Origin of the sequence: Stutzerimonas balearica DSM 6083 (assembly GCF_000818015.1) — a bacterium.
GTDB classification, from domain to species: domain Bacteria; phylum Pseudomonadota; class Gammaproteobacteria; order Pseudomonadales; family Pseudomonadaceae; genus Stutzerimonas; species Stutzerimonas balearica.
In genome coordinates this window covers 1,872,674-1,887,078 of sequence record NZ_CP007511.1, presented here as the reverse complement: position 1 = coordinate 1,887,078, position 14,405 = coordinate 1,872,674, and the positions used below count along the sequence as shown (strand labels likewise).

15 protein-coding genes are annotated in these 14,405 nt (G+C 66.4%); 4 read left to right on the top strand and 11 right to left on the bottom strand.

Features of this window, described 5'->3' with window-relative positions; all coding sequences use genetic code 11:
- Positions 1-4 precede the first annotated feature (4 nt).
- Positions 5-853, bottom strand: a complete 849-nt coding sequence (locus CL52_RS08685) for a c-type cytochrome (RefSeq protein WP_043219880.1) — start codon at positions 851-853, stop codon at positions 5-7.
- Between the two features lie 62 nt (positions 854-915).
- Between CL52_RS08685 and CL52_RS21225 the strand changes: the two genes are divergently transcribed.
- Both CL52_RS21225 and CL52_RS08680 read left to right on the top strand, forming a co-directional pair.
- Entirely contained in the window at positions 916-1,077 is a 162-nt protein-coding gene (locus tag CL52_RS21225; protein WP_158052526.1) for a hypothetical protein, read from the top strand.
- Between the two features lie 514 nt (positions 1,078-1,591).
- On the top strand, positions 1,592-2,344 hold the full coding sequence (locus CL52_RS08680; protein ID WP_043219878.1) for an outer membrane beta-barrel protein: 753 nt from the start codon (positions 1,592-1,594) through the stop codon (positions 2,342-2,344).
- A 146-nt stretch (positions 2,345-2,490) separates the two neighbouring features.
- Here the strand turns inward: CL52_RS08680 and CL52_RS08675 are convergent, their stop codons facing one another.
- The 3 genes from CL52_RS08675 to CL52_RS08665 all read right to left on the bottom strand — a co-directional run bounded on the left by CL52_RS08675 (position 2,491) and on the right by CL52_RS08665 (position 3,901).
- Complete coding sequence (locus CL52_RS08675) at positions 2,491-3,015, bottom strand: GNAT family N-acetyltransferase (protein WP_082041979.1); 525 nt, start codon at positions 3,013-3,015, stop codon at positions 2,491-2,493.
- Positions 3,016-3,162: 147 nt separating this feature from the next.
- Positions 3,163-3,477, bottom strand: coding sequence for a hypothetical protein (locus CL52_RS08670; protein WP_174606282.1), 315 nt, complete (start codon positions 3,475-3,477; stop codon positions 3,163-3,165).
- A gap of 61 nt (positions 3,478-3,538) precedes the next feature.
- Positions 3,539-3,901 (bottom strand): hypothetical protein, encoded by a 363-nt coding sequence (locus tag CL52_RS08665; RefSeq protein ID WP_043219874.1) that lies wholly within the window; start codon positions 3,899-3,901, stop codon positions 3,539-3,541.
- 475 nt (positions 3,902-4,376) lie between these two features.
- Here CL52_RS08665 and CL52_RS08660 point away from each other — a divergent pair, with 475 nt between their 5' ends.
- Positions 4,377-5,162, top strand: coding sequence for a type IV pili methyl-accepting chemotaxis transducer N-terminal domain-containing protein (locus tag CL52_RS08660; protein WP_043219873.1), 786 nt, complete (start codon positions 4,377-4,379; stop codon positions 5,160-5,162).
- 440 nt (positions 5,163-5,602) lie between these two features.
- On the opposite strand, the gene CL52_RS08655 is transcribed toward CL52_RS08660, so the two are convergent.
- Positions 5,603-5,791, bottom strand: a complete 189-nt coding sequence (locus tag CL52_RS08655) for a hypothetical protein (RefSeq protein WP_043219871.1) — start codon at positions 5,789-5,791, stop codon at positions 5,603-5,605.
- 5 nt (positions 5,792-5,796) lie between these two features.
- Here CL52_RS08655 and CL52_RS20625 point away from each other — a divergent pair, with 5 nt between their 5' ends.
- On the top strand, positions 5,797-6,198 hold the full coding sequence (locus CL52_RS20625) for a winged helix-turn-helix transcriptional regulator (RefSeq protein ID WP_074519841.1): 402 nt from the start codon (positions 5,797-5,799) through the stop codon (positions 6,196-6,198).
- Between the two features lie 73 nt (positions 6,199-6,271).
- On the opposite strand, the gene CL52_RS08650 is transcribed toward CL52_RS20625, so the two are convergent.
- From CL52_RS08650 to bktB, 6 genes are all read right to left on the bottom strand, one after another.
- Positions 6,272-7,318, bottom strand: coding sequence for a threonine aldolase family protein (locus CL52_RS08650; RefSeq protein ID WP_043219867.1), 1,047 nt, complete (start codon positions 7,316-7,318; stop codon positions 6,272-6,274).
- Between the two features lie 183 nt (positions 7,319-7,501).
- Entirely contained in the window at positions 7,502-8,449 is a 948-nt protein-coding gene (locus CL52_RS08645) for an electron transfer flavoprotein subunit alpha/FixB family protein (RefSeq protein ID WP_043219864.1), read from the bottom strand.
- Positions 8,449-9,198, bottom strand: a complete 750-nt coding sequence (locus CL52_RS08640) for an electron transfer flavoprotein subunit beta/FixA family protein (RefSeq protein ID WP_043219862.1) — start codon at positions 9,196-9,198, stop codon at positions 8,449-8,451. Before CL52_RS08640 ends, CL52_RS08645 begins: the two co-directional genes overlap by 1 nt.
- An 81-nt stretch (positions 9,199-9,279) precedes the next feature.
- Positions 9,280-11,058 carry an acyl-CoA dehydrogenase gene (locus CL52_RS08635; RefSeq protein WP_043219860.1) on the bottom strand — a complete coding sequence of 593 codons (1,779 nt, stop codon included), beginning with the start codon at positions 11,056-11,058 and terminating at the stop codon, positions 9,280-9,282.
- A 19-nt stretch (positions 11,059-11,077) separates the two neighbouring features.
- Complete coding sequence (gene fadB, locus CL52_RS08630) at positions 11,078-13,183, bottom strand: fatty acid oxidation complex subunit alpha FadB (protein WP_043219858.1); 2,106 nt, start codon at positions 13,181-13,183, stop codon at positions 11,078-11,080.
- On the bottom strand, positions 13,183-14,370 hold the full coding sequence (bktB, locus tag CL52_RS08625; protein ID WP_043219856.1) for a beta-ketothiolase BktB: 1,188 nt from the start codon (positions 14,368-14,370) through the stop codon (positions 13,183-13,185). The genes fadB and bktB overlap by 1 nt, the downstream gene beginning before the upstream one ends.
- Positions 14,371-14,405: the final 35 nt, after the last annotated feature.

Below are 14,405 nucleotides of genomic sequence, written 5' to 3'. Positions count from 1 at the left end.
GCGGTTACTTGAGGGTTTCGAGAAAGGCCACCAACTGCCCGACCTGTTCGTCCGACAGGCTCTGCCTGTAGCCGGTGGGCATGAACGAAGTGCCGTCGGCCGAATACATCTCGCCGGGCACGATGTGGGCGCTGGGCGACAGGATCGATTCGCGGATGTAGCCGCCGGCGTCCTTGGCCTTGCCGTGGTAGTCCGGCGAGGCCACGGTCTGCGCCGCCCGCGTACCGATCCCGGCAAGCGAAGGCCCGGCCATGTCCGCACCCGGCACGGTGGAATGACAGGCATTGCAGGCCGGCGTCGCGGTCTTGAACAGCTGCTCGCCGAGCGCCCGCGGGTCGTCACCGGCATCCACCGGCCGCGCCCCGGTCGGCGTCTGGCCGCTGCTGCCGGCAGCCGCAAGCGTCGCGGCGCCTGGCGCGAAGCTGCCGGTGACGAGGATCGGCCGCGGTGGCCAGCCCTGGTTGTCGACCTTGCTGACCCAGTCGAGAAAGGCGATCAGGTCGCTGATCTCGTCTTCGGCCAGGTCCTGCCGCGGCATCAGCCGGCGGTGGGTCTGTTCGTTGTAGAAGCGCGACGGGTCGCGCATGTAGGCCTTCAGATACGGCTCGCCGCGGTGCTGGGTGATCTTCGTCAGATCCGGGGCGTAATAGGCGCCTTCCCCGAACAGCGTGTGGCAGTTGATGCAGTTGTACTTGTGCCACACGTCCATGCCGTGCCGCACTTGCGGCGTGATGTCCTGGGCGTTGGTCAGCTCGGGAAACTGGCGGTGGCTGTCCAGCGTAAGGCCGAGAAACAGAAGCGCGGACAGTCCCGTGGCGGCAACGGCGAATAATCTTGCCTGGCGATTGTTCATGTTCTGCCCCTCAAACGCTGATGCCGGTCCAGTGGATGAGAGTCATGGAGAACGCATAGAGCATGGCACTGGCCATCAACACCAGCACGACAACGCTAATTATCTTCAACGGGCCGTACAACTTCCGAGCCTGCATGACCGTCTCCTCTTGGCTGCAATTACCGCTGGAGCTCGCGGCAGTTATGCAACAGGCGAAGAATGAACATTGCGACGCAAGAACCTGAAACGGAGCCGCCCCTCGCCGCCTGTTGTTACTGCGCAGTCTAGGCAGGCTGCCGGGCCCTGCCAGGCGGCTCCCGACTGCCCGGCTGCGCGATTCAATAACTTTGCTAGTTGAAATCAAAGTTGCTGATCAAGAATTAAGCCGGACGAACGGGAAACTTTGACGACAGTCATATCCGGCCGATCAAACAAGCGAGACGGAGTTAATTCCGGCCATTGACCGCCCACAAATAAATTGGCGGCCCTGCCAGACGAACGGCAATCGCTGGCGTGGTGCTACAGCACCCGATATTTCAGACAACGCGTTCAACGCACCATCCATCGGAAACACCTCCATCTTGGCTATTCGGTCAGCTTCAGAACCGAACAGCCGCTCTAGCCTGGCGGTCGGTGATAGTGGCGTGACGGTTTTGCGAAACAGGCGAGTCTTCAGCAGTTGATATTTCGATAACACTTCTCCGTCGCTCGCCGCGGCCTCACGCCAAGACCTCTTGCATGTTTTGGAGCGATAAAAGAATGAACAAACTTCGGGTAGTCTCGCTTTCCGTCCTCTCCGCTGGCGCGCTGTGCGTCCCCTTGTCGGGCTTCGCCGCGCCAGGCGAACCGCTGCTAAGGCTCGGGGTGCTCGGCGCCTACAACGAAACCCAGTTCGATTCCGATGATGTCGATACGGATGACAAGGCCTACCTCGGTCAGGGCGGCCTGTTTCTCGACTTCGGTAACAAGCTGAGCGGTACGCAAGGCCTGATCTACCAGGCTGGCATCAGCGGCAAGTACGGCGAGAAGAACGATATCGAGGTGAAGGAGGCGCAGGCCGATGTCGACCTGGGCTGGCGCTTCGCGCTGGATGCCCGCAATTACATGGATGTACTGGTCGGCGCCGGTTACAGCTGGTCGCGCTTCGAGCCCGAGGACAATGACTACGATGCACGCCTGACCAACAAGATGCCGTTCGCCAAGGCGGCGCTGGGCTATAACCACGACTTCGGCCCCTCGCTGATCCGCTTCGAGGCCGGCGCCCGCTATTCGATGGAGGGCGAAGCGAAACTGAAGATCGATGACGTCGGCAGCGACACCGCCGACCTGAAGGACAAGGCACACCCATACGCCGAGCTCACGCTGCTGATGAACCGCGAGGGTCAGCTGCCGCTCACCGCAGGGGTCTACTACACCCGCACCAACTACCAGCTCGAAGGTGGCGACGACCTGTCCGACAGCGCCGAACTGGAACGCGACGAATACGGCTTCAAGGTCGGCCTGGCTTTCTGATCCGCGACAGTGGCGAGTGCCGGCTTGCCGCACTCGCCCGCTCCGCAAGCGTTCAGGTGTGCCTGTGCTGAGCGGCGCGAAGCGCACAGTGTTGCCCCGCTCGATGTGCAGGCCTACCGGCCGATGGCCAATGCCATGATGCAGCGCTAGGTCAGGCCCTGGGCGCGTTCCTGCTCGACGATTCCTCTCAGCCAGGCAGCGCTCTCGCGCTCCGGTTGGCAGACGAAACCCAGGCGCTCGTAAAACGGCCGGTTCCAGGGCACGTCGCTAAAGGTGGTCAGCGTTACACGGGCCAGACGCTGCTCGCGCGCCGCGCAGACGGCGGCAGCGATCAGTTGACGGCCAATGCCCTGCCCCTGCTGCGCCGGCATCACCGAAACCTCCCAGATGTGCAGGCCGTCGCCGCGGCGCTCGGCAACGAGAAAGCCGAGGATGTCGCCTCTCCCGGATGCCGCGACCCAGGCATTGCCACCTTCGATCAGCTCGCCGATACGTTGGACCGGCTGGACAGGGCTGTCGGCGAGCCATTCCAGGCCCGGCACGTTGAGGAACGCCCGGGCCGCCGAACGCTCGACAGCCGGCAGCCTCGGGGCATCAGCCACAACGGCCCGCCTGACGCAGAACAGGCCGTTCGCCAGCGAGGTAGCCGTTTGCTCGTTGGGTTGTGTCACAGAGGGTCTCGCTCAACTGCCGCCTGGCCCATGCTACACGGCGAGAGCCCGGTTACCCACAGACTCGACGGCAGCCAGCAGGCCACAGCCCCGAGCCGTCGCCGGGCGGCCGACCGGGCCCAGGCGGCGCTGGGGTTCAGCCGGCCGTCATTCCAGCTCGCCCGGCGTTGCCGAGCGATGTGGCGGGTCTTCGGTCACGGTTTCCTGTTCGGTTCGATGCATGTTCCGGTTGGGTACCGAGTCGTTCTCGGGCATGCCCTTCACCAGCCGGCCATCTTCGGTAACGATCTGCCCTTGCTCGTTCCGGTGAGTTTCGAGCTTCTGCTGCGGTGCAGGATTACCCATCGGGCTCGGGCGCGAGCCGGTGTCCTCGCGTGGGGTGCCTGCCGGCCATTGCGCCGCGGCCTGCTGGGTGGCCGCCAGCAGCACGGCGAGCGAGAGCGTCAGCAAAGATCTGTTCATGGTGCCTCCTCGGCTCTGAGAGCTGTGTATCGACGAATGGGCCCTGTCCTGCCCACGGCGATCAGCCGCTGACCACGCCTTCCGGCTTGCAGACCAGCAGCGCAAGCGGACCGCCGGCGGAATACTTGCCGGGCACGCGCATGACGACTTCCTCGTTCGGGCTGATCGACACGGCCGGCGCCGCGGTCATCGCCGTTTCCTCAGGCAGCGCATGAAACTGGCAGGACGCGATCTCTTCGCTGCGATTGGTCACCTTGATCGCCGGAACGCCGCGAAGATCCACCTTTTCGGACGACGCCGCCGGGACGCCAAGCTCTTCGATCTCCAGGTCAAGGCCATTCAGGCGGGTGACCACCAGCGGTTCATCGCCCAACGCCGGGACGGCAAATGCGAGGCTGGCCAGTGCCAACAAGGGTCTTTTCATCCTCGTTCTCCGTTGTGACTTATTAAATGTGAACGGCCTATCGAGGTTGAGTTCGGGGCAACCTGCGCTTCGGGCACTTTTCCGGCCCAGTGGAGCAGGGTCTTCCAGCCCGTTTCGACAGCCGCCAGTGACCGACGCGAGTGCGCTGGGCGCTTCGGCCACCGGCCTGCGCAGCCACGGGTACGGCCAGCGCGAGCCGTATGCGCAATCACCGCGACCTGCGGCGCAACCATACGAGACGCTCTGCACAAAACCGCACATTGCCCGTTCCATGGCCGCCGTGCTGGTCGCATCAACAGGGCTGCGGCCTGGCGCCCGGCGAGGTACTCCGGTCGCCCGCTAGGCATACCTCTTCCGGCTCTTCAGCGCTTGATTCGCATCATTTGCCGTACGGCCGGCGCTCCTATCGTCTGCCGCGGTTCAGCCATGGCGCTCGCTTGGGCGTCGTGTCGATTGCGTACAGCTAGGAGGCCGCATGATCCGCCAAAAATTGACCCACCTGCTTTTCCTCAGCCTGCTGCTGGGCGCTCTGCCCTGCCAGGCCGCCATCAACGACGCCGAAGCCGTCAACCGCGCCGGGCAACAGCGCATGCTCAGCCAGCGCGTCGCCAAGAGCTACCTGATGATCGGCACCGATACCCGCACCGAACAGGCGCTGACGCAGCTCGACCATAGCGTCGCCAGTGCCGAAGAGAACAGCCTGCTGTTGGCCGACTATGCGCCGAACGCCTCGATTCGCGCGGCGGTGGACGAAGCCTTCGCTACCTGGCAGCAGTTTCGCGAGCTCGCCCTGGGCAAGCCGGACAAGGCCAACTCGCTGGACGTTCTGCGTCTGGCCGAGCGCTTTCTCAGCCAGAGTGAGGGCCTGGTAAAGCGCATCGAGCAGCACAATGGCAGCCAGGCCGCGCATCTGGTCAACCGCAGCGGGCGACTGCGCATGCTGAGCCAGCGCATCGCCATGCTTTACCTGGCGTTGAGCTGGAACCTGCCGGCCCCGGAGCTCAAGCGAGAATTCGTCACCGCCGTTCAGGAATTCGACGAAGGACTGGCCGAGCTGCACGAGGCCAGGCAGAACACAGCCGTGATCACCCAGCGGCTCGACCAGATCGACAAGCAGTGGCGCTTCGCCCGGGCCGGCTTCCAACTGGCGGATGAATCTCGCTATGTACCGACGGTCATCGTCACGACCAGCGAATCCCTGCTGCAGAAGCTCGAGGCGCTGACGGCCGACTATGCGAACCTGGCCCAATCCACTCACTGACGCACTGCCCGGGCTGGCGACGATGGCGCGCCCCGGTTGCGCGCATCGGTCGGTGGCAAAGGTGCGCGCGCAGCTGGTTGGGTCGCGTACAAGGCACGCGGCGCCGCGCAGAGATGGCGCAGCGATCCGGTGGCAGGTATTCCGACGCGCCTCCGGCACCCTGGGCCAGGCACCTCGAGCTGAACGGCAAGGCCCGGAACGACCGCCCAGGGGCGCTTACATCCTACTGATTTGCAAGCATTTTTTTGCGATCAAAAAATGCGCAATCTAACGGCAGCCCAGGGTACACAGGGCGCGGCGCCGGTTATCCGGGAGATATCAACGGTATTATCCACAGCCTTTGTGGATTAATGCCGTTCCGCCGGCTTCTGCGATCACGACGCGCTCATCCTGGCTGTCGCCGCCATCGGGTAAGCCTTCCCCGCACGGAGTCGCTACGGTTACGCGCCGGGATCAGGCGCCAGGTTCCGCGCGATCCACTGCGCTGCCGTTGTCAGCTCGATGCCTTGTGCGGCGTTGAACGTCAGGCGCTTGTCCCATGCCACGCCGCGCCCCTCGGCAAATACCGCGCGATACTTTTTCATCGGGTCACCAGGGTCGGCGGCCAGGTCGCCCTTGAGCTTCGCCACGCTCGCTGAGCGCGGACGACGACGGCCTCAACCGTGAGGTGCTGAGTCATGCCGGCAATCGCTGGTCACTCGGAATCGTTCATACGCTTGGCGTCGCCGGCCGGCTGCGCCACGCCGAACTGGCCAGGCGCCTGGACGGCGTAACGCAGCGGATGCTGACGCGCAGCCTGCGCCAGCTGGAGCGCGACGGCCTGGTCCATCGGCAGGACCATGCCGAAGTCCCGCCCCGGGTCGAATACGAACTCACGGCCCTTGGCCGCGGACTGCTTGCCCAGATGGTGCCGCTATGGACGTGGGTAATCGGGCACGCCGATGAGTTTCGGGCCGCACGACATCGCTACGATGCGCGAAGCCAGGGCAATGCCGAAGGGGCGCGCCTCGACCGAGAGGCCGGAGAACGAGCGTAACGGTCACCGTTGCCGGCCCTCCGGCGGCGACTGCCTGAGCCGGTCCGCAACTCCCGCGCCGCCGGATTGCCGCCTAGGCTGCGCCGGTCACGGCCGCGCGTATGTCAGCGGCCAGCTGGCGCACGCACTCTTCGCGGGTGTCCCACGAGCACATGAAGCGCGCACCACCGACGCCGATGAAGGTATAGAACATCCAGCCGCGGTTTCTCAGCGCTTCCAGCGCCGCGGGGGGAAGACTGACGAAGACGCCGTTGGCCTGCACCGGAAACATCAGCTCGACGCCTGGCAGTTCCCGGATCAGCTCGGCCAGCAGCTGGGCGCAGCGGTTGGCATGCTCGGCGTATTTCAGCCAGGCTCCGTTCTCGAGCAGCCCGACCCAGGGAGCCGACAGAAAGCGCATCTTGGAAGCCAGCTGGCCGGCCTGCTTGCAGCGATACTCGAAATCGACGGCCAGTTCGCGATTGAAGAACAGGATGGCCTCGCCCACTGCCATGCCGTTCTTCGTGCCACCGAAACAAAGCACATCGACGCCTGCTTTCCAGCTCAGCTCGGCGGGCGACATGCCCAGGTGCGCACAGGCATTGGCGAAGCGCGCGCCGTCCATATGCAGGTGCAGCCCGAGCTCCTTGCAGGTATCGCTGATGGCACGCAGTTGCTCGGGCTGGTAGACGGTACCGACCTCGGTGGCCTGGGTGAGGCTTACCACGCGCGGCTTGGGGTAATGGATATCCTTGCGCTTGAGGGCGATTTCACGGATGGCCGCTGGCGTCAGCCTGCCCTGCTCGGTCCGCGCGACCAGCAGCTTGGAGCCGTTGGAAAAAAATTCCGGCGCGCCGCACTCATCGGTTTCGATGTGTGCAATGTCGCCGCAGATGACGCTGTGGTAGCTCTGGCAGAGCGACGACAAGGCCAGCGAGTTGGCCGCCGTGCCGTTGAAGGCGAAGAACACTTCGCAGTCGGTGTCGAACAGCGCGCGGAAGTGATCGGCGGCGCGGGTGGTCCATTGGTCGTTGCCGTAGGCCTTGTCGTGGCCCTGATTCGCCCTCGCCATGGCCTCCCAGGCTTCGGGGCAGATGCCGGAGTAGTTGTCGCTGGCAAACTGTTGATTGGCAGTGGTCATCACATCCTCTTCGTATGGCACTGCCGGGTGGTGGCTGGCAGCACCTTAGGTTTTAGAGCCCCGGCCTGGCGAGCGCAAACCCGATTGGCGGAGCGGCAGCTGTTTCATGGACAGCACCGATCCGCCTCGGCTTTAGCCGTTCGTCGCCAGCCTGCCTCGCCTGGGGCCCGGAAGAGGTCGCCGTCAACCCAGCTGCGTGGCCAGCTCCGGCAGGATCTCGAACAAGTCGCCGACCAGGCCGTAGTCGGCAACCTGGAAGATCGGCGCTTCCTCGTCCTTGTTGATCGCAACGATCACCTTGGAGTCCTTCATGCCCGCCAGGTGCTGGATCGCACCGCTGATGCCGACGGCGATGTACAGCTGCGGCGCGACGATCTTGCCGGTCTGGCCGACCTGCATGTCGTTCGGCACGAAGCCGGCGTCGACCGCGGCGCGCGAGGCACCGACCGCGGCGCCGAGCTTGTCGGCCAGCGAGTACAGGTGCTTGAAGTTGTCGCCGTTCTGCATGCCGCGGCCGCCGGAAACGACGATCTTGGCCGCGGTCAGCTCCGGACGATCCGACTTGGCCAGCTCTTCGCCAACGAAGGCGGACTTGCCGGCGTCACCGCTGCCGGAGACCTGCTCGACGGCCGCCGAGCCGCCTTCGGCGCTCACCGCGTCGAAGCCGGTGGCACGCACGGTGATGACCTTGATCGGGGCGCTGGACTGCACGGTGGCGATGGCATTGCCGGCGTAGATCGGGCGCTTGAAGGTGTCGGCGCTTTCGACGGCAATGATCTCGGAGATCTGGTCGACATCCAGCAGCGCGGCCACGCGCGGCAGGAAGTTCTTGCCGTTGGTGGTGGCCGGGGCCAGCACGTGGCTGTAATTTTTCGCCCCACTTTCCCCTACAAGCTGCGCGATCAGCGGCGCGACGTTTTCCGGCAGCTGGTTGGCGTAGGCCGCGTCGTCGGCGACCAGCACCTTGGACACGCCCTCGATCTTGGCCGCCGCTTCACCGATGGCGCCGCAGCCGCTGCCGGCGACCAGCACATGGATGTCGCCGCCGATCTTCGCGGCCGCCGCCACGGTGTTCAGGGTTGCAGCCGCCAGGACCGCGTTGTTGTGTTCAGCGATAACCAGGATAGCCATCAGATCACCTTCGCCTCGTTCTTCAGTTTCTCGACCAGTTCAGCCACGGACTTGACCTTGATGCCGGCGCTGCGTGCGGCCGGCGCCTCGACCTTGAGGGTCTTCACGGTCGAGGTGGTGGTCACGCCCAGCGCCTCGGGCGTCAGGGTTTCCAGCGGCTTCTTCTTGGCCTTCATGATGTTCGGCAGCGACGCGTAGCGCGGCTCGTTCAGGCGCAGGTCGGTGGTGACGATCGCCGGCAGGTTCAGCGCGACGGTCTGCAGGCCGCCGTCGATCTCGCGGGTGACGTTGACCTTGTCGCCAGTCACTTCCACCTTGGAGGCGAAGGTGCCCTGGGCGTAGCCGGTCAGCGCGCCGAGCATCTGCCCGGTCTGGTTGTTGTCGCTGTCGATCGCCTGCTTGCCCAGGATGATCAGTTGCGGTTGCTCCTTGTCGACCACGGCCTTGAGCAGCTTGGCGATCGCCAGGGAATTGAGTTCATCAGCGGCCTCGACCAGCACGGCGCGGTCGGCGCCCAGCGCCAGGGCGGTGCGCAGCTGCTCCTGGGCAGCGCTCGGGCCGACGGAGACGACCACGATTTCGCTGGCCACGCCTTTCTCTTTCAAGCGCACGGCTTCTTCCACGGCGATTTCGCAGAAGGGGTTCATCGACATCTTGACGTTGGCCAGGTCAACGCCGGAGTTGTCCGCCTTGACGCGGACCTTGACGTTGTAATCGACCACTCGTTTGACGGCGACCAGTACTTTCATGTGGAAAACCTCTCGATCTCACGGGAGCGGATGATGCCCGCCGCCCAGCCGGCGGGTAAGGCGAGCACCTGCCGGGTCTGTTCAGAAAAGCTCTTCGACGAGCGCCATGGTGCTGTGGCTACCGGCCAGCACGCTGGCAAGCAGGGCGCCGGTGCGAGGTAGCAGGTGGTCGGCGTAGAAGCCCGCGGTGACCAGCTTGGCCTCGAGGAAGGCGGGATCGCCGCGCCCGGCGGCCAGCGCGGCGGACGCGGCCAGCGCCGAGCGCGCCATGGCCCAGCCCCCGCACAGATACCCCAGCAGCATCATCAGGTTGAAGGCGACGCTGCCGGGCAGCGCGGGATCGCTTGCAGCGCCCTCCAGCAGGTACTGGCGCGCTCGCCGTGCAGCCGCCAGCGCCTCGGCCAGCGGCGCCGCCAGCCTGCTGCAGCGCGCATCCTGGCGCAGGTGGCCGAGGGTCGTGTCGATGTCATCGAGCAGCTCGGCCAGCAACGCTCCGTCGTTGGCGAGGGTCTTGCGCCCTACCAGGTCCATCGCCTGGATGCCGTTGGTGCCCTCGTAGATCGGCAGGATGCGCGCATCACGGAAATGCCGCGCAACACCGGTCTCTTCGACATAGCCCATGCCGCCATGAACCTGCACGGCCAGCGAGGTCACCTCCTGCGCCAGCTCGGTCAGCCAGCCCTTGATGATCGGCGTGTAGAGATCCACGCGGCCCTGGCGGGCACGGTGGCTGGCCGGGTCGGGCGCATGGCGGGCGCGGTCCAGTTCGGACGCCGCGAGCAGCGCCAGGGCGCGCATGGCCTCGGTCGAGGCCTTCATCTGCATCAGCATGCGGCGCACATCGGGGAAGCGGATGATCGGGTAGCGGCTGCCGTCGCGCTGGGTGCCCTGCAAGCGCTCGCGGGCATAGCTGCGGGCGTCCTGCCAGGCGCGTTCGGAAATCGCCAGGCCCTGCAGCCCCACGGCCTGGCGCGCGTGGTTCATCATCGTGAACATGCAGGCCAGCCCGGCGTGCGGCTCGCCGACCAGGTAGCCGATCGCCCCGCCCTGCTCGCCAAAGCTCATGGTGCAGGTCGGGCTGCCGTGGATCCCGAGCTTGTGCTCCAGCGACACGCAGCGCACATCGTTCGGCTCGGCGGCTTCGCCTGCGGCGTTCGGCAGGAACTTGGGCACCAGAAACAGCGAGATACCCTTTACGCCAGCAGGCGCATCCGGCAGGCGAGCAAGCACCAGATGAATCACGTTGGTTGTCATCTGGTGGTCGCCCCAGCTGATGAAGATCTTTTGCCCGGTGATGCGGTAGTGCTCGCCTTCGGGAACCGCGCGCGCCTTGACAGCCGCCAGATCGGAGCCGGCATCCGGCTCGGTGAGATTCATCGTGCCGGTCCACTCGCCGCTGACCAGCCTGGGCAGATAGCGCGCCTGCAACGGTGCCGACGCATGATGCGCCAGGGCCTCGATGGCGCCCTGGGTCAGCAGTGGGCAAAGCGCGAACGCCATGTTCGCCGCGTGCCAGACCTCACTGACCGCGGTCCCCAGCACATTCGGCAGCGCCTGCCCGCCAAACGCCTCGGGCGCGGTAAGCGAACACCAGCCCCCTTCGCTGAACAACCGATAGGCGTCGGCGAAACCGGGTGCCTCCTTGACGCCGTGCTCGGTCAGCCGGACGCCTTCCCGGTCGCCGATCGCGTTCAGCGGCGCCAGCACTTCGGCGCCCAGTTTTCCCGCCTCGGTCAGCACTGCCGCCGCCAGCTCGCTGTTGATATCGCCCAGGCCAAGCTCGGCGCATAGGCGCTCGAAGCCCAGCACTTCATTGAGCACGAACTCGGTGTCGCGGTACGGGTGGACGTAATCGGCCATGTGCGTTTCTCTCGGTGCGTTAGTGGTAGCGCTGGCCGCTGTGCAGCCGCGCGCGGAAGTCGTCGGTGAGTTGGTACAGCCCGCCGTGGTGTGCATGGCGCCTGGCGCGGGCGGCGAACTCGGCGAGCCCCTGGTTCTGGATGTAGCGCAGCGCGCCACCGCGAAAGCGCGGGAAGCCGAGGCCGAGCACCAGGCCCATATCCGCTTCGGCGGCACTGGCGACGATGCCGTCTTCGAGGCAGCGCACGGTTTCCAGGCACAGCGGGATCATCAGCCGGTCGACGATGTCCTGGTCGCTCACCTCGGCGCCTGGCGTACCCAGCAGCGCCCGCGCCTCGGCCGACGGCTCGCGCTGGCGCCGGCCCTGCTCGTCGGTGCCGTAGAGGTAGAAACCGCGGCCGTTCTTCTGGCCCAGGCAGCCGGCCGCGAGCAACTGCTCCATCACCGGTTCGCCGTCATGCCCCATGCGTGCGGGGTAGCCCGCCTGCAGGACCCGGTCGGCATGCACCATGGTGTCCAGGCCGATCACGTCGGCGAGATAGGCCGGGCCCATGGGCCAGCCGAAGGCTTCCATGACCCGGTCGATACGCTCGAAATCGACACCGTCCTGCAGCAGCCGGTTGAAGCCGTTGAAGTAGGGAAACAGCACCCGATTGACCAGAAAGCCCGGACAGTCGCCGACCACGATGGGCGTCTTGCCCAGCGCCTGGGCGAAGGCCACGGTGCGCGCCAGCGTCACTTCGTCTGTGTGGCGACCGCGGATGACCTCCACCAGCGGCATCATCGGCACCGGGTTGAAGAAGTGCATGCCGCAGAAGCGCTCGGGGTGCTTCAGCCCTTCGGCCAGCCGGTCGATGGAAATGGTCGAGGTGTTGGAGGCCAGCACCGCGTCGGCTGCCAGCAGCCCCTCGGCTTCGCCGAGCACCGCGGCCTTGACGTCGGCCCGCTCGACCACCGCCTCCACCAGCAGATCGACCTCGGCGAAGCCCTGCCAGTCCAGCGTCGGGGTGACCCGCTCGAGGATGGCCGCCTTCTGTGCCTCGCTCAGCTTGCCCTTGGCGATCTGCCGGTCGAGCTGGGCGGTGGCGGTGCGCATGCCCAGGTCCAGTGCCTCGGCACGGATGTCCTTCATCAGGATCGGCGTGCCGCTGGCTGCCGCCTGGTAGGCAATGCCGCCGCCCATGATGCCAGCGCCGAGCACTGCGGCGCGGCGCACCGGCGCGGCACCTTCGGCATGCCGACGGGCCTGCTTGCGTACCGCCTGATCGGCGAGGAACAGCCCGACCAGCGAGGCCGCCTCGGGCCCACGCGCCAGGGCCACGAAGGTCTCGCGCTCGACCTGCAGCGCCTCGGCGAACTGCAGCCCGGCTTGGGCCTGCACCGCAGCGAGAATCGCCTGCGGCGCCGGATAGCGCGGATCGAGCGTATCGCCACGGGCGGCGATGCCGTCCGGCACAGCCACCGGCCGACGCTTGCGTGCGCGCCGGGCCTGCCAGTCGCCGCCCTCGGCAACCTCACCGAGCAACGCCAGCGCCTCTTGGCGCAAGGCTTCCGGGGCCACCACCCGGTCGGCGACACCGGCCGTCAACGCCGCCCCGGCCTTCCGCGGCTTGCCCTCGAGCAGCCAGTCCAGCGCATCGGCCGCGCCGACAAGGCGCGACAGCCGCACCGTGCCGCCGAAGCCGGGGCAAATGCCCAGCGTGACTTCCGGCAGACCGACCCGCGCATCCTCGGCCAGCACCCGGTAGTCGGTGGCCAGCGCCAGCTCCAGGCCGCCACCAAGGGCGAATCCGTTGATCGCGGCAACGCTTGGGTAAGGCAGCGACTCCAGGCGCCCGAGGCTGTCCAGCGCCTGCTCGAGCCAGGCCTGCAGCGCGCCCTCCCCGGCCTCGAACAGCGCGGGGAATTCGCTGACGTCCGCACCGGCCACGAATGCCGACTTGGCGCTGCGCACCAGCAGCCCGCGCAACGCGGTGTGCTCGAGCACCTCCAGCGCCGCGCGCAGATCCGCCAGGGTGGCGCGGTCCAGTTTGTTGACCGACGAGCCGTCGAGATCCAGCACCAGCTCGGCGAAGCCGTCGCCAAGCATTTCCAGGCGCAGCGCCTGCCCTTGGTAAAGAGTCATCAGAGGCGCTCCAGCAATGCGGCGATGCCCTGGCCGCCGCCGACGCACAGGCTGACCACGGCGAAGCGGCCGCCGCTGCGGTGCAGCTCGTGCACGGCCTTGACCATCAGGATCGCCCCGGTGGCGCCGATGGGGTGGCCGAGGGAGATGCCGCTGCCGTTGGGGTTGACCTTTTCCAGCGGCAGGTCGAGCTGCTGCACCACCGCCAGAGCCTGGGCCGCGAAGGCCTCGTTGAGCTCGAAGAAATCGATATCGCCGATCTCCAGCCCGTTGCGCGCCAGCAGCTCGCGCACCGCCGGCACCGGGCCGATACCCATGATCTCGGGTGCCACGCCGGACACCTGATAGTCGACCAGCCGCGCCATGGCCTGGTGGCCGTTGGCCTCGGCGTACTCGCGGTCCATCAGCAACAGCGCCGCGGCGGCGTCGTTCAGGCCAGACGCGTTGCCCGCGGTAACGGTGCCGCCCTCGCGCTTGAACGCCGGGCGCAGAGCCGCCAGCTCTTCCGGCGTGCAGTCGTGGCGCACGTGCTCATCGGTGTCGAACGACCGGGTGCCCTTGCGGGTTTTCAGCTCCACGGGGACGACCTGCCCGGCGAAGCGCCCCTCGGCGATGGCGCGAGCCGCCCGGCGGTGGCTTTCCAGGGCGAGAGCGTCCTGCTGCGCACGGCTGATGCCGTAGCGCTCGGCGACGTTTTCCGCCGTGATTCCCATGTGATAACGGTTGATCGGACAGGTCAGCGCGCCAACCATCAGGTCGAGTGTCTGGCCGTCTCCCATCCGCTGGCCAAAGCGGGCCGCGGGCAGCAGGTAGGGCGCGCGGCTCATGGACTCGGCGCCGCCCGCGATCGCCGCCTGGCAAAGGCCGAGTTGAAGCTGCTGCGCCGCACTGATGACCGCTTGCAACCCGCTGCCACAGAGCCGGTTCACCGACATGGCGACGCAGCGCTCGGTCAGGCCCCCTTCCAGCGCAGCCACCCGCGAGAGATACAGATCGCGCGACTCGGTCGGCAGTACGTTACCGAACACGCAGTGCCCCACGCTCGCCGGGTCCACGCCGTAGCGCTTGACCGATTCGGCAACCAGTTGGGTTGCCAGCTCACTCGGCCTGGCGTCTTTGAGGCTGCCGCCGAAATCCCCGATCGCCGTGCGCAAAGCGCCGGTGATCACCACCTCACGTAGTTGCATGGAAGGCTCCCTGCTCAGGTAGAGTTGCCGGATAG